The organism is Streptomyces sp. LZ34 (assembly GCF_053890475.1).
Window position 1 is genome coordinate 5,301,282 of record NZ_CM132680.1, and the last position, 18,183, is coordinate 5,319,464.

Sequence of the window (18,183 nt, forward strand, 5' to 3'; positions counted from 1 at the left end):
ACTTCAACCGACCAGCAGACGCGGCGGCAGGTAGGGGGAGACGACCCGGATGTTCCAGCCCCGGCGGCGGGCGTGGCAGGCCAGGGCCAGGATGTCGAGGTCGATGGCGGCGTCGGAGTCGTCGGCGCGGTCGGCGACCTGGTAGTGGTCGCGGTGGGTTTCGAGGGCGTCGATGAGGGCGAGGTTGAAGCTCTCCTCGTCGCCCTCGACGAGCTGGGAGAAGAGGACGGCGGGCGGCGGGAAGAAGCCCCAGGTCCTGGCCTTCTCGCAGTCCTCCAGGGCACGGTCCGTGGTGGGTTCGGGGTCCACGCCCCGCAGATAGTCGTGGAGCGCCTGGCGGTACGAGGCGAAGGCGGAGCCGTCCCCCTTGAGGCGGGTGGAGCCGCTGAGGACGAGCGCGGCGATGTGCTCGCGCCGACCGCTGATCAGGGCGAAGTTCATGGCGGTGTGCCAGGCTCCGGGCCCGGCCTGATCACCGTGGTAGGCGGGGAAGCTGAGCGTGCTGCCGTTGACCGTCACCTCGACGTCCGTACCGGGCTCGGCGAGTGTGACGCGGAACAGCGCCGCGCCCAGCTCGGCGGCGAGGCGCAGGTTTTCGAGCTGCTGGTCCGTGACGTCGGCGGAGAGCGCGGCGCGGCCCTTGAACAGGAGCTCCTGGTAGCGCTCGGCACGCGACAGGTTCCAGGCGGAGAGCGGCTCTCCGTCCTCCGGTGTGAGGGCCTCCCTGGCGTACTCCTCGAACAGGGCCTCGCCGTCCGGGTCCATCGTCTGAGGGGCTTCGGGCCGCTCGACCACCACCGGCCCGGCGGCCAGCGCGGCGACCGCGTCCGGGCGCCGCGTGCGGCCGTACGCCACGACCCGTGGCCCCGAGGTCGCGAACCCCGTCACCAGCGCCCGCGGCAGGTACCCGGTGTCGATGGACGGCTGCCAGCCCTCGCGGCGGTAGGCGAGCGCGGCCAGGGCCAGCGGCAGGAGCGGTAGCAGGGTGCGGGGCCTGGCGCCGGGCCCGGGCAGGGCGCTGTACGGGAGCAGCAGCTTGGCCAGCGCGGTGCGGAAGGAGTCCTGGTCGCCGGTGGTCAGGGCGCGCAGCGCGCGGAGCGCGACGGACTGCGGCTGGTCGAGGAGGCCGCCTTCGCCGGGCGCGGCGTCGAGGGTCCGTATCCGGGCGAGCGCGGCGTCGATCGCGGCGAGCTTCTGTTCCCTGGACGGCGGGTAGTCCGCGTCGTCGTCTCCCGTGTCCCCGATGACATACGCCATGAAGCCGTTGATCAGCTCGACGGCGGGCCGCCCGGCCCCGTCCTTCTCGAACGGCTTGCGGGCGAAGTGGAACGCCTCGCCGTGCCATGAGGCTTTGTCGGCAAGAACGGCCAGGCAGAACGCGTCGAGCCAGTGGTTCGCCGAGATGGACTCCGGGTCCCCCTCGGCCCCGCGGTCGTAGCTCATCCCGAAGTTCACATAGTCGAGGAAGACCTGGAAGTGGTTGGTCGGGTAGTACGCGGCATACGCCACAGCACCGGCGGCGGCCTCGGTGGCGTTGTCGAGGACGGCCTTGGCCTCCGGGGTGTCGAGGTCGGGGGCCGCGACGGAGAGAGCGCCCAGATAGTCGAGGAATTCCTCCGCGATCAGCTCCCACTCGTACGTGGAGATCCGGCCGGCCTTCGACATGGAGTGGACCATCGAACCGATCCTGTTGGCGAAGTCCTCACGCGCCGCCGAAACCGCGGCCTCGCCCACCTGGTGTCGCTCTATCCGCACTGCTTGCCCCGCTCCCCGTTCACGTGTTCTGGCCGCAGCCTACGCGGACGCGGGGACGGCGGTGACCGCCGAGTCCGGCTCTGGCACGATGTCCGGCATGGGCCGACTGGTGACACCGAGGGACATGCTCGCGTCTCTCCGTCAGCACGCGTCCGTTGGCCGGGAGTCGTTCGACGGCCGGGATCTCACTTCGGTGCGCTTACGGCCGTTGTGGTTCTCGCGATGCACATTTCGCGGGGCCGATCTCCGCCATGCCACCCTCGACGGATGCCGCTTCAAACTCTGCGATTTCCGCGGGGCGAACCTGAGTGGCGCCTCGATGAGAGGGGTCGGGCTGGCGGGCTGTGATCTGACCGGCGCTGATCTTCGGGCCGCGGACCTGACCGGGGCACGGTTCGGCCGGGTCCTCACCGGCGCCCCGCCCCATGGACTGACCAATGCCACCGGGGTCAAGCTGGACAACGCTGTTCTGCGCGATGTCGAGCTCGATCAGGTCATCGGCTGGCCCATCACCGGGTAGCAACCACGCCGACGGACCGTGGAGTTGCCTGCCAGGAGGCAGGCGAGGCCTACGCCGCCATGGGCATCGGAAACGCGAACCGCGGCTCCGTACCCGCCAGCCACGCCCCGATCGCAAAGGCCGCCGTCGCCTCGATGTACGCCGCGCGGACGAGCCCGCCGCAGGGGATGGGTGTGCAGCCCATCGAGGTGATGAGCGCGGCGGTCAGCTCGAGGGCGCCTGGGTCGTCGCCGCAGAACGGGACGGCCAGCGGGGCGCCCTCGAAAGTCGGGCGCGGCAAGGTCCAGATGCTGTCGTGGCAGAGGTTGAACGCCTTGACCACATGGGCGTCCGGCGCGGCGTCCGCCATCCGCCGGGCGATGGAGGTCGTGGCGCCGGTGGACAGCGTCAGGCCGTCGTCGGTCGGCACGATGGGGTTGGTGCAGTCGATCACCGTACGGCCGGCGAGGACGTCCGCGAGACCCTTGACCAGCTCGGGCGCCACGTCCGCCGGGACCGCCGCCAGCGCGACCTCGCCGTACGCCGCCGCGTCGGCGAGCGTGCCGTGCCCGGCGGCGCCGATGCGCCCCGCGGTGGCCTCAGCCGCCGCGCGGTCGCGCCCGCCGACGAGGACGTCGTGCCCGGCGCGGACCCACGCGCCGCCCAGTGTCGTGGCCATCCCGCCCGTGCCCAGAATGCCGATGCGCATGGGTGCTCCCGTCTCTGCAACCGTGGTGACGACCGAGACTTTAGGGAGACCGATGCACACCGCGCGGTGTGCATCGGGTCGGGCAGGATCAGGAAACGCTCTGGTCGGCCGCGAACGAGACGACCCACGACAGCGCCGAGTTCCAGTTGATGGCGACCTCGTTGGTCGACCACGACTGGATGTCGTCGAGGTAGCACAATTGCGGCGCGGGCCGCCGGGGCGGATCGACCGTGCGGTCGATCAGCACCCTGCTCGCCTTCGGATCCTCCAGGCCGACGTTCGGGCCACCGGCGATCGAACCGGCCGGGGGCTCGGGAGACGTCGGATCGAGCTCGTGGCTGTAGATGCGGCTGTGCTGGTTGTGGGAGCTGTGTTGGCCGTACCCCGTCACATAGGACTCGTTGAGGGCGTTGCGGCCCAAGATGTAGTCCAGCCCTTCCAGCACCCCGTCGCGGTAGCGCTGGTCGCCCGTCAGGTCGAAGGCGGTCGCGATGACGGCGAGCTTGTTGAGCACCAGGCTGTTGGAGCCCCAGACATACTCGCTGTCCGCGAGCGGCATGCCGTACGCCTGGCCTTGTGCCGCCTGGAGGTATCGGTCGGCAGCGGCCACCACCGAAGCGCGGGCGGCGTTCCTGTCGGCGTCCGGCAGCGGACTGGGCACGGTCGCCAGGTCGAGCCGGCCGAGCGCGGCGACCTGCTGCCAGCCGAACCCGGACGGCGGGAACGGATCACCGGTCGCATGGGGCGAGGTCCGCAGGGCGTCGAGGAAGGTCTGCTCGCCGGTGGTGATGAAGAGCTCGGCGGCCGCCCAGTAGAACTCGTCGGTGACGTCCGTGTCATCGTACGGGCCGCCGCCGACCGCGTCGGCGTTGCTGGCGTAGAGGTTCTGGTGGGCCTGCGCCGACGCCCAGGCGCTACGGGCGGCGATCAAGCAGCGCTGGGCGAAGACCTGGTCAAAGGGCGCATACAGCCGGGCGCCCTGGGCGGCGGTCGCGGCCAGGTTGAGCGTCGCCGCCGTGGACGGCGGGTGCAGATGGCGCGGCTGCGGGTCCAGGTCCGGAGGCATCGGCAGCTCGGTCCAGCTGTCGTCGTGCACTTTGTGGTGGGCCATTCCCGCGAGGGGCACTCCTGCGGGAACCTGCATCCGCAGCAGGAACTCCAGCTCCCAGCGCGCTTCGTCGAGGATGTCCGGTACGCCGTTGCCGTGTTCGGGAAGGCGCAGGTCGCCGTCGCCCGGCGGGCCCAGGCGCCCTCGGGGCGCGGTCAGCGTCCGTTCGTACAGGCTGAGGAGCTGGTAGGTGGCGATGCCGCCGTTGACCACGTACTTGCCCTCGTCACCGGCGTCGTACCAGCCGCCGCTCACATCCAGCTGATAGTCGCCGGCATCCGGCTGGCAGGGCACGCTGGTGTCGCCCAGGTTGGGGGTGACACCGATGTGTCCGGCGGGCCGCGCGTATCCGGGCGCCAGCGCGTCGGTGATGGGGATGCCGCTGCGCTGGAGGTAGAAGAAGTGCAGGGCGTCGGAGCGCAACTGGTCATAGGCGGTGACGGTGATGTCGAACGGGTAGCTGGTCTGCCCGTCGACGCTCAGCGTGTACCCGGTGTCGGCCTGCGTCACCGCGCTGAAGTCCACCTTGTGCACCTGCTGCCCGGAGGACGTGTCCATCCCGGCCGGCGTCGAGGTGCCGGATGCGACGGTGGCCCCGGCCCCGTCGTTCACCTGCCAGGGGATCGGTCCGGGCGCTTCCGTCACCACGGTCGCATGTTTCGGTGCCGACGGCAGGTAACCGACCTGGTTGACCCGCACCCTCGGGCCGGTGTCCGGTACGTAGGGGGGCACCGGGTCGCCGCCTATGAGGGACACTCTGCCCACGCAGAACTCCCAGGCCGCGGGGGCGCCGCCGAGCTGGAACAAGACCTGGCCGTGGTCGGTGTCGAGGGTGGACGTGAACGTGAGCGTGTGCGGCTGTTCCGGGCCGAGCACGATGTTCTGCGAGAACGTGGCGGGGTAGTCCGGGGGCTGGTCGAGCTGGACCCGGGCCGTCACCGTCGACTGCGGGCTCGCCGAGGCGGTGAACGCGAAGGTGTACGACTTGCCCTGTTGCAGCCAGATGTCGCTCTGCCCCACGATGACGTCGGGCGGGGTCTGTGTGCCTCCCGGTACGCCGACGCACAGTTTCCCGTCGGCGACGGAAACGGGGGCGGCCCGCACAGTGAACCAACCGCTCATGCCTTCACTGAAATCCCCGTTGAAGACCTTTTCTCGTGGATCCTGTGCCATATGTCCAGCGTGCGCGGCCTTCACCCGGTATGCCACTCAGGCAGCCCCCGAACTCCGCGCGCTATTCCTTGACGGCCCCCGCGTTCGCCCCCTGCACGAAGTAGCGCTGGAAGCAGAAGAACAGCGCCGCCACCGGCACCGTCGCGAGCAGGGCCGCCGCCAGCTTCAGCGGGTACTGCGTACCGCCGCCCAGCCCGCCCGAGACGAACCGCGCGAGCCCGGTCGTCAGCGTCTCGTACTGGCCGGACTGCGTGGCCACCAGGAAGTGCGTGAACTCGTTCCACGAGCCCTGGAACGACAGGATCGTCAGGGTGATCAGCGCGGGCCGGGCCATCGGCAGCACCACGGACCAGAAGGTCCGGAACACCCCGGCGCCGTCCACCCGCGCGGCCTCCTCCACCTCCCTCGGGACCGACTCGAAGAACTGCTTCATGATGAAGATCCCGGCCGCGTCCACCATCAGCGGAAGGATCATGCCGGTGTAGGTGTCGAACAGCCCGAAGGTGTTCAGCACCAGGAACTTCGGGATCAGCAGCGCCACCCCGGGCACCGCCATCACCCCGAGGACGAAGCCGAACAGCAGCGCGCGGCCCCGGAAGCGCAGCCGCGCCAGCGCGTACCCCGCCATCGAGTTGAACAGCACCCGCCCGGCCGTGACCAGGACCGCGACAAACGCGGAGTTGCCCAGCCAGCGCAGGAACGGCACCCCGTCCCCGGCCTGGCTCAGCCCGAACAGCCGCTGGTAGGCGGCGGTCGTCGGGGTGGTGGGCAGCAGCCCGAGGGGGTGCGCCGCCGCGTCCGGGTCCGTTTTGAACCCGGTCACCAGCTGCAGCACGAACGGCAGCAGATACAGCAGCCCGAGCCCCACCACCAGCGCGTACCCCAGCGCCCGCAGCGGCCGCGGGAACCGGCCGAGCACCGGGCGCCCCTGCGCCGGGGCGGCGGCCCCGGCCTTGGCCTTCGCCTCGGCCTTGCCCTTGGCGTTCATCGGTTCCTCCCGGGGCGGGGGCCGCGCTCCCGCAGCGCCCAGCGCTGCAGGGCGGTGACGCACAGGATCAGGGCGAGCAGGATGAAGGCGATGGCCGCGCCCTGCCCGAAGTCGGCGCCGTCGAAGGCGGTCGAGTACGACAGGAAGGCCGGGGTCAGCGTGGTGTTGCCCGGGGCGCCCTGGCCCATCACATACACCTGGTCGAAGACCTGCCAGGTGGCGATCGTCCCCAGGGTGAGGACGAGGAAGAGCACCGGCCGCAGCGCGGGCAGCGTGACGTAACGCAGCATCTGGCGGCGGTTCACGCCCTCGATGGCGGCCGCTTCCTCCAGCTCGCGCGGGATGTCCTGGAGGGCCGCGAGGAAGATCAGCATGAAGGTGCCGGAGGTCGTCCACACGGCGAGCAGGATGATCGTGCACATCGCGATGGACGGCCCGGACAGCCACTCGTACCAGGACAGCCCCATGAAGGAGTGGTCGGCGAGCATGCCCGAGGGGTGGTCGGGGTCGACGATCCCCAGGGCGCCGAGCAGGAGCGAGAGCACCCCGCGCGAGTCGGCGAACCAGTTCGGGCCCTTCATCCCGATCCAGGACAGCAGCGTGTTGACGGCCCCGCTGCCCTGGAAGAGGAAGAGGAAGACCGTGGAGACCGCGATCGAGCTGGTGACGGACGGGAAGAAGAACGTGGTGCGCAGGGCGCCCCGCGCGCGCAGCAGCCGCTGGTTGACGATCAGCGCCAGCACCAGGGCGAGCCCGGTCTGCAGCGGCACGGTCAGAGCCACGTAGTAGACGTTGTTGCGCAGCGAGGTCGCGAAGAGGGTGCGGTCGAGGCCGTCCTCGGTGAGCAGCGCCCGGTAGTTGTCCAGGCCGACGAACTTCGCCTGCCCGCTGAACGGGTTGGACTGCCCGTCCCAGTCCAGCAGGCTCACCCACAGGGCCATCAGGATCGGCAGCACCAGGAACAGGCCGAGGATCAGCACCATGGGGCTGACGAACAGCCAGCCCCAGGCGCCTTCGCCGCGGCGGCGCCCCGCGGACGGGGTGTTTGGGGTGCGGGGCGCCGCCTTGGGGCCGGGCCCGCCGGGCGCGTCAGGTGCGCCCGGCGAGCCGGCCGTACGGGGACCCCCACCCTCGGCTGGAGGGGCCGGGCGGGGGCCGGACGACGCGCCGCGGGTGATGCGGCGCGCCGTGCGGGGGGTGGTGCGGAAGGGCATGGCGGCTCAGTTGCCCTTCGCGAGGGCCTGTTCGCCGTTGCGCTGGAGGTCGGCGAGGATCTTCTTCGGGTCGGTGGTGCGCAGCGACTGCAGTTCGGTGTTGAACTGGCTGAGCACCTTGTCGAACCCGGCGATGGTCACCGGGCCCTGGGCGTAGGCGTTGGCGTCGACCCAGGCCTTGGCCTCCGGCTCCTGCTTCGCGTACGTGGCGAGGGCGCTGTCGCGCGAGGGCATCACGCCGAAGGCGTCGGCGAACTTCAGCTGCTGCCCGCCGGAGCTGAGGTACTTCACCAAGTCCACGGCCGCCGACCGGTGGGCGCTCTCGGCGGCCACGCCCCAGCAGTTGCTGAAGGCGAGCGTGCCCTTCCCGGCCGGTCCGGCGGGCAGCGGGACCACCTTGTACTTCACGTCCGGGTAGTCGAGCTTCATGCCGCCGGTCAGCCAGTTGCCCTCGATGGTCATGGCGGCCTTGCCCTTGCCGAGGGCCTCGCCGCCCCAGCTGGTGTCGACCTGCTTGGCGTACTTCATCGAGCCCGAGCGCAGCAGGGACTTCACGTAGCCGAGCCCTTTGGCGTTCTGCGCGCTGTCGGCGGTCATCTTCGTCTGCCCGGCGTCGGTGATCCACCCGCCCGACTGCTTCATGAAGACGCCGAGCCGCTGGTACTCGTCGCTGGTGACCAGGCCGGTGACCCCGTCCCCGGTCAGCTTGTCCGCGACCTTGCGCAGCTCGTCCCAGGAGGTCGGGTAGTCCTTCTCGGTCAGCCCGGCCTTCTTCCACAGGTCGGTGTTGATGGCGAGGGCGAGGGTGGAGGTGTCCTTCGGCAGGCACACCAGCTTGCCGTCGTAGGTGAAGGAGGAGCGCAGCTGCTCGGCGAAGTCGTCCGCGTCCTTGATCTTGTCGCCGTACGCGTACAGGGAGCCGCCCTTGGCGTAGTTCGCGAACTGGTCGGAGTTGACGTAGAAGACGTCCGGCGGCTTGTGCCCGGCGAAGGACTGGGCCAGCTGCTGGTTCATGTCCTTGGCGGCCTCGACGGTCACCTTGTTGCCGGACTGCTTCTCGTACGCGGCCGCCGCCTCCTTGACCGCCTTGGTCTCGGCGTCGCCCGAGGTGGCTATCAGCACCTTCAGGTGCTGCTTGGCGCCGGTGTCCTGCTTCGTCTCCTTGTCGCCGCCGAAACTCGACGAGCAGCCGGTGGCGGTCAGAAGCGCCGCGCAGGTGACGAGGGCGGCGGCGGCCGTGCGGGGGACCATGATTCCTCCGTGGGTTCGGGGTGGTACGTGCGGCTCGAGGGGGGTGGAGGAGAGGTGATGTTCGGGGCGCGGTGCGTCAGGACGCCGGTGCGTCAGCCGGTGCGTCAGGACGCCGGTGCGTCAGGACGCGGGTACGTCAGGACGCGGGTACGGAGACGCTGTCGCGGACGACGAGGGACGGCTCCAGCAGGACGCGCTCCGGCGGCGCGGCCGGGTTGGCCATCCGGGCCAGCAGCAGCCGTACGCACTCCCGGCCGACCGCCTCCAGGGGCTGGGCGACCGTGGACAGGGAGGGCGAGAGGATCCCGGCGGTCGGCGAGTCGTCGAAGCCGACCACGGTGACGTCGCGGCCCGGGGCGGCGCCCCGCTCGCGCAGCGCGTGGTAGCAGCCGAGCGCCAGCATGTCGCTGGCCGCGACCACGGCCGTGGCGCCCGCGTCCAGTAAGGGCTTCACGGCGATACGAGCCTCCTCGACGTCCCCCACGCTCTCCGCGCGCCGCCCGCGCGTCGGCAGCCCGTGCCGGCGCATGGCCCGCTGCCAGCCCTCGGCGCGGTCGTCACCGACGCCGGAGCCGCGCGGCCAGCCCAGGAAGGCGATCCGGCGGTGCCCGAGGGCGACCAGGTGCTCCACGGCGGCGTCCGTGCCCGAGGCGCCGTCGACGTCGGCCCAGTCGCCGATCTGCCGCCCCGACCACATCCGGCCGAAGCCGACGAACGGCACGCCCCGCTTGGCCAGCCACGCCTGGCGCGGGTCCTGGCGGGCGGTGTTGCTGAGCACGAAGCCGTCGACGTCGTGCTGGCCGAGCAGTTCCTCGTACCCCTCCAGGCTCGGGCCGCCGGGCGGGCAGGCGAACAGCAGGATCCGGTAACCGGCCTCATCGGCCGCCTGGGACAGGGCGTGCAGAAAGCGGTCCATGACCGGGGCCGTGTTGCCGCCCGGAGCGGGCTGGATGCCGTAGCCGATCAGCTTGCTGGAGCGGGTGCGCAGCGTCTGCGCGGCGCGGCTCGGGCGGTAGCCCATCTCGTCGATCGTCTGGCGGACCCGCTCCAGGGTCTCGGGGCGCAGCAGGTCCGGCGAGTTGATCGCGTTGGACACGGTCTGCGGGGAGACACCGGCCCGGCGGGCGACCATCGCGAGGGTCACCGGGCCGCCCTTGGGCGAGGGACTGCTGGTGGAGCGGGGCATACGGGTCTCCGGCGTACGAGGGCCTAAGCCCGGTCCTACGGCTTGATTTGAGCGTTCCAAAGGCATTGTCATCGCTCTGAAGAGGTCGTTAGTGTCTTTGGAACGATCTAACGCTGAGAGGTTCTACTCTTTTGGACACCACTGTCAAGGCCCAGGACACCAATGACTCGGTCCCGGCCCCCACTTCGGTGGCCGCGGATCTTCAGCCGTTCCTGCACGACGCGGTCGTCACGCTGTACGCGCCGAGCTTTGTGATCTCGCGCGCGGACGGGCAGCTCGGCGGGGGTGCGGACGGCTTCTACCACGGCGACGGCAGGGCGCTGTCCCACCTGGCCGTCACGGCCGGGCCCATCACCCTGGCGCCGGTCGGCGGCGGGCTCAGCGGGGCCGACCGGGCGGACTTCCGGGCGATCCTGCGGGGGCTCGGCGAGGTCACGCCCGACCCGGCGGTCGCCCTGCACCGCCGCCGGACCGTCGCGTCCGGGCGGTTGGAGGAGAGCTTCGAGGTCACCAACGCGGGCACCCAGCGGGTCCGTTTCCGGCTGACGGTCACGGCCGGCACGGACCTCGCTCCGATGGAGCGGGTGAAGTCGGGCCACGTTCTGGAGCCGGTACCGGCACGGGCCGCGAGTGATGGACACGGTCTGGCGTGGTCCCGCGACGGGTTCGCCGTACGCCTGGTCAGCGAGCCGGCGCCGGACGCGCTGGAGGCGCCGGAGGGCAGGCTGTCGTACGACGTCGAACTGGCCCCCGGCACCTCGTGGACGGCGACGCTGCGCTGCACGGCGGCGTACGCGGACGGCGACCAGTTCCCGGCGGCCCCGGCAGACGCCGTACCGTGGCGCACCCCGGCGCTGCGCAGCGCGGACCGCCGCTTCGACCAGTGGCTGGACCAGTCGGTCGCCGACGCGGACCGGCTGCGCCTGATGGATCCGCGGTCAGACGAGGGGCGCGCGGGCGGCACGGGCGGCGTGGATCAGTTCCTGGCCGCCGGTGCCCCGTGGTTTCTGACCCTCTTCGGCCGCGACTCGCTGTGGGCCGCCCGCATGCTGCTCCCGCTCGGCACCGACCTCGCGGCCGGCACGCTGCGCACGCTCGCCCGCCGCCAGGGCGCGGCCGCCGACCCGGCCACGGAGGAGCAGCCGGGCAAGATCCTGCACGAAGTGCGGCGCGGGACCCAGGACTTCACGGACACGTTCTCCCTCCCCCCGGTGTACTACGGCACGGTGGACGCGACCCCTCTGTGGATCACCCTGCTCCACGACGCCTGGCGCTGGGGCCTGGCCCCGGAGGAGGTGGAACAGCTGCTGCCGCACGCCGAGTCGGCGCTCGCGTGGCTGCGCGACCAGGCGGCCGCGGGCGGCGACGGCTTCCTCAAGTACGTCGACCGGACCGGCCGGGGCCTGGCCAACCAGGGCTGGAAGGACTCCGGCGACGCCATCCGCCACCGCGACGGCCGCCTGGCCGACCCGCCGATCGCGCTGTGCGAGGTGCAGGCGTACGCGTACGAGGCCGCGCGGGGCGGGGCGGCGCTGCTGCGCGCGTTCGGGCGGCCGGGCGCGGACGCGTGGGAGGAGTGGGCGGAGGGGCTCGCCGACCGCTTCCGGAAGCGCTTCTGGGTGGAGGACGCGCGGGGCCCGTACCCGGCGGTCGCGCTGGACCGCGACGGCCGGCCGGTGGACTCGGTCACCTCGGGCTTCGGCCACCTGCTCGGCACGGGCCTGCTGAACCAGGAGGAGAGCGCGGCGCTCGCGGCCCGGCTGGCCGGCCCCGACCTCGACTCGGGCCACGGCCTGCGCACGCTGAGCGGCGACTCGGTGGGCTTCAACCCGTACGGCTACCACATCGGTTCGATCTGGCCGCACGACACCGCGATCGCTGTGCACGGCCTGGTCAGGGCCGGTTTTCCGGACGCGGCGGCACCGCTGGCCGCGGGCCTGCTGACGGCGTCGGCGGCCTTCGACGCCCGGCTGCCGGAACTCTTCGCCGGCCACGGCGCCGAAGCGGGCCCGCGCCCCGCCCCCTACCCGGCGTCCTGCCGCCCCCAGGCGTGGGCGGCCACCTCCTCGGTCCTGGTCCTCCGCTCGGCCCTCGGCCTGGACGCGGACGTCCCGGGCGGCACGGTCACGGTGGCCCCCACCTTCGCCCGGGCGTACGCCCCGCTGACGGTGACGGGGCTCCAGGTCGGCGGGGGGCGGTTGGACGTCACGCTCGCGGCGGACGGGGCGGTGGGCGTGACGGCGCCGGAGGGGCTGGCGGTGGTCACGGCCTGACGCGGCGGCTGAGGTTCCCACAAAGCCGATGCACACCACACGGTGTGCATCGGACCGGGCAGGATGCGCCCATGGAGCAGCAGCCGACCTGCCCGCGAGACGCCGCGCACGAAGACGACGCGTCCATCGCGAACACCGCGGACGCCCCGTACACCGCGGACTGCCACGCGCGCCTCGCGTTCGAGGTGCTCGCCAACCGCTGGGACAGCGTCGTGGTCTACACGCTCGGCGCCAACGGCCCGATGCGGCCTCGGGCGCTGGTCGCGGGCATCGGCGGGATCAGCCCCAAGGTCCTCAACGACGCGCTGCGGCGCCTGGAGTACAACGGCCTCGTCGAGCGCCGTACGTACGCGGAGGCGCCGCCGCGCGTCGACTACGCGCTCACCGGGGCCGGCACCGCCCTGCTCATCCCCATGCGGGCGATGGGCGTGTGGGCGAGGCACTACACGGACGAAGTGCTGGCCGCGCAGGAGCGGTTCGAGAACTCAGGTGCCCGGGCCGCGCGTCGCCGGTACCGTAACGAGACATGACAAAACCACTGTCACCGGACGAGGCCTACGAGCTCCTCTACGAGTTGTGCGTCGACCTCGGTTTCTGCCTTCCCCCGCAGGAGTCGCGCCGTCTGCGCGAAGCGCCGCCCGCCGACGTGGACGAATTCACCGATGCCGTCTTCAGGGCGGAAGGGTTGGACCCGAGCGGCGAAGACGGGTGGCTACGGCTTCGGGTGCGAGACGTCGTCGAACGGCACATGCGCGGTGAGCGGCCCTGATTCTTCGCGAGCCCTTAAGCTGCGCGGGGAGAATTGAGCTCCAACACAACAAAACATACGGGGGACCGAGGTGGACGGAAGGATTCCACAGCCGCACGACGTCGAGGACTCCGCGCAGTTCGTCGCGGTGATGCGGCAGCTGCGTCAGTGGGCGGATCTGAGCTATCGCGAGTTGGAACGCCGGGCCGGGGCGGCAGGGGACGTACTCCCGCGCGCCACGCTCGCCGGGGCGCTGAACAGGCAGGAGCTGCCCCGGGAGGAGTTGGTGGCGGCCTTTGTCCGGGCCTGCGGCGGGGACAAGGACGTGGTCGAGGCGTGGGTGGGGGTCCGCAAGCGCCTGGCCGTCGAGCTCGAGGAGGACTCCCCCGGGGCCGTGGAGCCGGACCGCGAGGACGGTCCCGAGAGCGCGGTCGCGGAGGTGGCGGAGGAGGCCGACGAGGCGGGCGGATCCGCACAGCCTGTCGCTCGCGCGGAGGCCTGCGACACGACGGTGCCGTCGCCCACGGTGGAGACGGTGTCGGTCGTCGAACCCGAACCCGAACCCGAGCCCGAACCCGTGACGGTGGCCGAACCCGTGGCCGTGGTCGAACCCGTGACCGTGGTCGAACCCGTGGCCGTGGTCGAGGTCGCGGTGCGGGAGAGTTCTCCCCTCGCGCCGCCGTCGGCGGACCCCGCGCCGAAAGGGCTGAAGTCCGCCGGGCGCCGCCTCCGGCGACCGGGCGTGGTCATCACGGCCACGGCCGCGATCGTGCTCCTGACCGCCGCGGCCACAGCGATACTGCACCCCGGGGACAAACCCGGCGAGCCGCGAGAGAGCAGCCGGACGGAGGCGCCGGCGGCCGCGACCTCCTCGGGCGCGCCCAGCCGTCCCTCGGACGGTGCCACCTCCAGCGGCGCCGACGCCGAACCCGTCAAGGACGACCCCACGGTCACCGAACCGCGCGAGACCTCGTCGCCGGCCCCGTCCCAGAAGACGACCGCCTCCAAGAAGCCGAAGCCCACACGGAGTTCACCGACATCGGAGTGGACCCCGTACGACCCGCCGTCGCTCCCCGACGACCCGCCGCCCTCGACGGACACACCGCCTCCGTCCGACGGTGCCGATCCCTACCCGACCGAGACCTGCTGGGACGTCACCAACGACTGCACCTGAGGGGGCTCAGTCCCGGAGCCGCACTTCGACCCGGCCGTCCCTCAGGACCTCGAGCACCAGGTCGAAGTAGCTGTACGGCTCCCCTTGCCAGTCGAGGACCCGCCCGAGGCTCCGCCGCGCGATCCGCGCGTCGCGCCAGACCAGCGTGCACGGCGTGGTCACCCCGAAGCCTCCGCCGAGACAGTCGTCCAGCGCGTCGGCGTTCCAGCCGAAGTAGCCGCCGGGGCCGCGCATGGCCTCGCCGAGCGCGAGATAGAGGCCGGGCACATCCGTGACATGCCGGCCGTCCAGCTCGTACACGCGCCCGGGCGGCGCGGCCGGGGCGGACGGGCGGATGCCTCGCTCGAGCGCACAGGCGAGCCAGAGCCCGCGATCGCGGGTCCCGTACCCGGCCCACAGGTTCGGGGCCGTCGGCGGACCGTCGTACCAGCGCTGCCAGATGGGGCGGGCCCGCGGGGGCGGCGGGTCCCGGCCGCGAGGGCCGACCGGAGCCGCTTGCCAGGGGCGCAGCCGAGGAGGTGCAGCGAGGCGTCCGGCGGCTCGCCGTCCGGCGCGACGATGTCGGAGAAGTCCGCACAGGTGCCGAGGTGTTCACGGCCGTTGTGCAGCAGCAGGCCCGCCGCGAGGTACGGATCGTCGGGCGGGTCCGGGTAGCCGTCGGCGCCCTCGATGAAGACGTCGGTCAGGGAGGGGTCGCCGGGGTGGGGGCGGTGGCCGGTGACCCGTGCGTCGTCCAGCCGCCACGGGTCGAGCCGCTCCGAATCCTCCGGGCACCGGTCGTCGCCGATGGGCCGCAGCCGGAGGTCGCCCAGCGCGTACGGCTCGTACGGCCCCTCGCCGCCCGCACGCAGCGCGTCGCGCAGCGGGCCCGCGGGGGCGCAGGCCAGGAGCTGATAGGGGCGGCCGGGTGGGGCGACGAACAGGCCCGAGACATCGGCGCAGACGCCCCAGACGCTCTCGTCGTCGGAGCCGGAGCCGGAGCCGGAGCCGGAGCCGGAGTGGGCGTCGGAGTGGGCGTCGGGGTCGGCGTCCGCGTCGGTCAGGGCGAACGCGGGGGTGTCGGCCCGGCCGGACCCCTCCGGCCAGCGGTGGACGCGCGCCCCGCCCGGCGCCCCGCCGCTCAGCGACCGGCTCCGCCCGCGAGCTCCTCGGCGTAGTGCGTCAGCGAGCGGCTGTACATCGGCAGATGGCGGGACAGGGCCGACAGCGCGAGGGCCACCGCCTCCCGTTCCCGCCCGGCGTCGACGAGCGCCAGCGCGAGGAACGCGGCCACGGCGTCGTCGAGCTCGTCGGATTCCGCTTCCCGTTCCGCGGTGAGCAGCGCGACGCCCTCCTCGGGCCGGCCGAGGTTGCGCACCGTGCTGGCCAGCTGGATCACCGCCTGGCGGCGCCGCGAGCCGGCGAGACCGGCGTCCAGGGCCTCCCGGTAGAGCGGGGCGGCCTCCGCCTCGTGGTCGGTGGCGTCGTACGCCGAGGCCAGCTCGAAGGACGCCACGGGGTCGCCGGCGGGGAGTTCGGCCGCCAGCGCCGTCATGGCCGACAGGAAGTCGGCGGGGTCATGGTCGTCGAAGGCGGTCCACAGGTCCGCGACCCGCTGTTCCCAATTCTCCGCTGCCGCAGTGCTCATCGGCGCAGCATCTCAGCCCGGGGCCGCCGGTGTCAGCCGCCGAAGACCGCCGTCACCGGAGCGTGGTCGCTCCACCGCTGGTCGTAGCTCGCCGCACGCTCCACGTGCGCCTTCACCGCCCGTTCGGCCAGCCCCGGCGTGGCGACGAGCAGGTCGATGCGCCACCCCGCGTCGTTGTCGAAGGCCTTCCCGCGGTACGACCACCACGAGTACGGCCCCTCGACGTCCGGGTGCAGCTTGCGCACCACGTCCACGTACGCCGCCTCGTCGTACACCCGGCTCAGCCATGCGCGCTCCTCGGGGAGGAACCCGGCCTTCTTCCGGTTGGACTTCCAGTTCTTGAGGTCCGCCTCCCGGTGCGCGATGTTCCAGTCGCCGCACACCAGCACCTCGCGCCCGCCGGCCGCGGCGCGCTCCCGGAGCTCCTTCAGGTACGGCAGGAACTCCCCCATGAAGCGTTCCTTCTCCTCCTGCCGCTCCGTGCCGACCTCCCCCGACGGCAGATACAGGCTGGCGACCGTCACCCCGGGCAGGTCCACCTCCAGGTAGCGGCCGCTGCCGTCGAACTCCGCGGACCCGAATCCGACCCGTACGCCCTCCGGCTCGCGCCGCGTGTAGACGGCGACCCCGGCCCGGCCCTTGGCGGCCGCCGGGGCGTGCACGGTGTGCCAGCCGTCGGGCTCGCGGACCGGCGCGGTCAGCTCACCGGGCTCGGCGCGCACCTCCTGGAGGCACACCACGTCGGCGGCGGTGCCCGCGAGCCATGGCAGGAAGCCCTTCTTGGCCGCGGCGCGCAGCCCGTTTACATTCACGGTGGTCACGGTGAGCATTCCGGCACGATACGCCAGAAAAAATCGCACACCCCGCAGCTTCGCATGAATGTACGATCTCTCGCATGAATATCCAGGCCATCCCTTATGACCACCCCGACGCCGTCAAGCTCAACGACGAGGTGCAGGCCGAATACGTCGAGCGCTACGGCGACCCCGACCTGACCGTCATGGACCCGGCGCACTTCGAACCGCCCCGGGGGCTGTACCTCCTCGCGTACGACACACAGGGCCGCCCGGTGGCCAGCGGCGGCTGGCGCAGCCAGGAGCGCAGCGAGGAGGGTCACTCGGACGGGGACGCCGAGATCAAGCGGATGTTCGTGGTCCGGGAGGCGCGGGGGCAGGGGCTGGCCCGCCGGATCCTGGCCGCGCTGGAGGAGAGCGCCCGGGCGGCGGGGCGGGTGCGGATGGTGCTGGAGACGGGAACCGAGCAGCCGGAGGCCATAGCGCTGTACACGTCCTCCGGCTATGTGCCGGTCACCAAGTTCGGGCTGTACCGCTTCGAGGAGTCCAGCCGCTGCTACGCCAAGCGGCTTGTGGATTCCTAGCCTCCTGAGCTCCTAGGACGGATCGGTCTTCGCCGACTCGATCTCCCTGCGCACCCGGCCGGCCGGATACCGGGCGACCGGGTGACCGTACGGCGCCAAGGCCCGGTCGGCCGCCTCAGGAGACGGCTCGCGCACATCGGCGACCAGCACGGTGGTGCCCGGCGGGACCTCGGCGGCCAGCATCTCCAGGGCGGCGCTCACGCCCACCCCTTCGCCCGCGCGGACCCGCGCACCCGCGCCCATGCGCCCGGGGGCGCCCGTACGCCCGGGGCCCGTACGCCCGGGTGCGCCCGTGCCCTCGCGCGCGTCCCGCGCCGCGCCGACGAATCCGCCCTCCCCGAAGCCGATCATGATGCCCAGCGGCCCGCCCAGCAGGCCCACGAGCCCGCCCATCAGGTCGTCCATGGTGAAGCAACGGGCCCCGGTGTGGTCCACGCAGTCCGGCAGATCGAGCGTCCCGTCCATGGCCCGCGCGATCACCGCGCCCTCGCACAGCACCAGCGTGCCCTCGTCATCCGCGCGGAGCAGCGCGTCGAGCGCCTGAGGGGCCGCTTCCGGCCCCGGAAGATCCAGAAACAGGATGTTCTCGGCCATGCCTCCACTCTTGCGGCAGACCGAGCCCCGCGCACCTCGTGCCCTCGTGGCTGTGTGGCCACGTAGCCACCGCACAAGGAGCGCGGGGATTCACCAGAACAGCCAGCCCGGCGTCGCGTCGTAGACCTGCGGTGTGTAGTCGCAGGTCTCCTCGTCGAACGGCTGGGCCGCGACCCTCGTCGCCTCCCGCTCGCCCCGTGCGTCCACGCCGTCGGCCGCCACGAGCAGCACAGCCACGGCGGCCATGACGGCGAGCGGGAGCGCGGCGCGGCGCGGCCCCGCCGCCTGGACGGCCCAGGCGCCCAGCACGGTCAGCACGCCCGCCGCCGCCACCAGCGCCAGGGCCGTGTGCGTAAAGCCGTCGACGGCGGACGAGGCGTGACAGAAGACGTACTGGCGGCTGCCGCGCAGCCGCTCGTACGCCGCGATCCCGGTCAGCAGGACGCCGAACAGGGCCACGTGGTGCGCCCGCAACGTGAGCCCGGGCCGCACGTCGGCATCCGCTC

The 18,183-nt window shown here is 72.3% G+C and carries 19 protein-coding genes; 7 read left to right on the forward strand and 12 right to left on the reverse strand.

Annotation, left to right across the window (positions count from 1 at the left end; all coding sequences use genetic code 11):
- Window positions 1-3 precede the first annotated feature (3 nt).
- Window positions 4-1,677 carry an immunity 49 family protein gene (locus ACWY4P_RS21140; RefSeq protein ID WP_456213008.1) on the reverse strand — a complete coding sequence of 558 codons (1,674 nt, stop codon included), beginning with the start codon at window positions 1,675-1,677 and terminating at the stop codon, window positions 4-6.
- Window positions 1,678-1,816: 139 nt separating this feature from the next.
- Here ACWY4P_RS21140 and ACWY4P_RS21145 point away from each other — a divergent pair, with 139 nt between their 5' ends.
- Complete coding sequence (locus ACWY4P_RS21145) at window positions 1,817-2,275, forward strand: pentapeptide repeat-containing protein (protein WP_456212108.1); 459 nt, start codon at window positions 1,817-1,819, stop codon at window positions 2,273-2,275.
- Window positions 2,276-2,324: 49 nt separating this feature from the next.
- Here the strand turns inward: ACWY4P_RS21145 and ACWY4P_RS21150 are convergent, their stop codons facing one another.
- From ACWY4P_RS21150 to ACWY4P_RS21175, 6 genes are all read right to left on the reverse strand, one after another.
- Entirely contained in the window at window positions 2,325-2,963 is a 639-nt protein-coding gene (locus tag ACWY4P_RS21150; protein WP_456212109.1) for an NADPH-dependent F420 reductase, read from the reverse strand.
- 88 nt (window positions 2,964-3,051) lie between these two features.
- Window positions 3,052-5,244, reverse strand: a complete 2,193-nt coding sequence (locus ACWY4P_RS21155; RefSeq protein WP_456212110.1) for a glycoside hydrolase family 9 protein — start codon at window positions 5,242-5,244, stop codon at window positions 3,052-3,054.
- Window positions 5,245-5,305: 61 nt separating this feature from the next.
- A complete protein-coding gene (locus tag ACWY4P_RS21160; RefSeq protein ID WP_456212111.1) occupies window positions 5,306-6,232 on the reverse strand; it encodes a carbohydrate ABC transporter permease in 927 nt (308 codons plus the stop codon).
- A complete protein-coding gene (locus ACWY4P_RS21165) occupies window positions 6,229-7,215 on the reverse strand; it encodes a carbohydrate ABC transporter permease (protein ID WP_456213009.1) in 987 nt (328 codons plus the stop codon). Before ACWY4P_RS21165 ends, ACWY4P_RS21160 begins: the two co-directional genes overlap by 4 nt.
- A 237-nt stretch (window positions 7,216-7,452) precedes the next feature.
- A complete protein-coding gene (locus tag ACWY4P_RS21170) occupies window positions 7,453-8,697 on the reverse strand; it encodes a sugar ABC transporter substrate-binding protein (protein ID WP_456212112.1) in 1,245 nt (414 codons plus the stop codon).
- A gap of 136 nt (window positions 8,698-8,833) precedes the next feature.
- Window positions 8,834-9,883: a LacI family DNA-binding transcriptional regulator gene (locus ACWY4P_RS21175; protein ID WP_456212113.1), complete on the reverse strand. Its 1,050-nt coding sequence runs from the start codon at window positions 9,881-9,883 to the stop codon at window positions 8,834-8,836.
- Window positions 9,884-10,014: 131 nt separating this feature from the next.
- On the opposite strand from ACWY4P_RS21175, the gene ACWY4P_RS21180 reads away from it, so the two are divergent.
- From ACWY4P_RS21180 to ACWY4P_RS21195, 4 genes are all read left to right on the forward strand, one after another.
- A complete protein-coding gene (locus ACWY4P_RS21180) occupies window positions 10,015-12,156 on the forward strand; it encodes an amylo-alpha-1,6-glucosidase (RefSeq protein WP_456212114.1) in 2,142 nt (713 codons plus the stop codon).
- A gap of 71 nt (window positions 12,157-12,227) precedes the next feature.
- A complete protein-coding gene (locus ACWY4P_RS21185) occupies window positions 12,228-12,686 on the forward strand; it encodes a winged helix-turn-helix transcriptional regulator (RefSeq protein WP_456212115.1) in 459 nt (152 codons plus the stop codon).
- Window positions 12,683-12,925 (forward strand): hypothetical protein, encoded by a 243-nt coding sequence (locus ACWY4P_RS21190; protein WP_456212116.1) that lies wholly within the window; start codon window positions 12,683-12,685, stop codon window positions 12,923-12,925. Before ACWY4P_RS21185 ends, ACWY4P_RS21190 begins: the two co-directional genes overlap by 4 nt.
- A 70-nt stretch (window positions 12,926-12,995) precedes the next feature.
- Window positions 12,996-14,078 carry a helix-turn-helix domain-containing protein gene (locus ACWY4P_RS21195; RefSeq protein ID WP_456212117.1) on the forward strand — a complete coding sequence of 361 codons (1,083 nt, stop codon included), beginning with the start codon at window positions 12,996-12,998 and terminating at the stop codon, window positions 14,076-14,078.
- Window positions 14,079-14,084: 6 nt separating this feature from the next.
- On the opposite strand, the gene ACWY4P_RS21200 is transcribed toward ACWY4P_RS21195, so the two are convergent.
- Entirely contained in the window at window positions 14,085-14,378 is a 294-nt protein-coding gene (locus ACWY4P_RS21200; RefSeq protein ID WP_456212118.1) for a barstar family protein, read from the reverse strand.
- A gap of 218 nt (window positions 14,379-14,596) precedes the next feature.
- On the opposite strand from ACWY4P_RS21200, the gene ACWY4P_RS21205 reads away from it, so the two are divergent.
- Entirely contained in the window at window positions 14,597-15,235 is a 639-nt protein-coding gene (locus ACWY4P_RS21205) for a hypothetical protein (RefSeq protein ID WP_456212119.1), read from the forward strand.
- Here ACWY4P_RS21205 and ACWY4P_RS21210 read toward each other — a convergent pair.
- Both ACWY4P_RS21210 and ACWY4P_RS21215 read right to left on the reverse strand, forming a co-directional pair.
- Window positions 15,199-15,705, reverse strand: a complete 507-nt coding sequence (locus tag ACWY4P_RS21210; protein WP_456212120.1) for a tetratricopeptide repeat protein — start codon at window positions 15,703-15,705, stop codon at window positions 15,199-15,201. The two genes, ACWY4P_RS21205 and ACWY4P_RS21210, sit on opposite strands and share 37 nt — an antisense overlap.
- Before the next feature lie 32 nt (window positions 15,706-15,737).
- Window positions 15,738-16,535: an exodeoxyribonuclease III gene (locus ACWY4P_RS21215; protein WP_456212121.1), complete on the reverse strand. Its 798-nt coding sequence runs from the start codon at window positions 16,533-16,535 to the stop codon at window positions 15,738-15,740.
- Window positions 16,536-16,600: 65 nt separating this feature from the next.
- Here ACWY4P_RS21215 and ACWY4P_RS21220 point away from each other — a divergent pair, with 65 nt between their 5' ends.
- Complete coding sequence (locus tag ACWY4P_RS21220) at window positions 16,601-17,083, forward strand: GNAT family N-acetyltransferase (RefSeq protein WP_456212122.1); 483 nt, start codon at window positions 16,601-16,603, stop codon at window positions 17,081-17,083.
- A gap of 12 nt (window positions 17,084-17,095) precedes the next feature.
- Here the strand turns inward: ACWY4P_RS21220 and ACWY4P_RS21225 are convergent, their stop codons facing one another.
- Window positions 17,096-17,677 (reverse strand): DUF1269 domain-containing protein, encoded by a 582-nt coding sequence (locus ACWY4P_RS21225; RefSeq protein WP_456212123.1) that lies wholly within the window; start codon window positions 17,675-17,677, stop codon window positions 17,096-17,098.
- Window positions 17,678-17,767: 90 nt separating this feature from the next.
- Window positions 17,768-18,169 (reverse strand): hypothetical protein, encoded by a 402-nt coding sequence (locus tag ACWY4P_RS21230; RefSeq protein ID WP_456212124.1) that lies wholly within the window; start codon window positions 18,167-18,169, stop codon window positions 17,768-17,770.
- Between the last annotated feature and the right edge of the window lie 14 nt (window positions 18,170-18,183).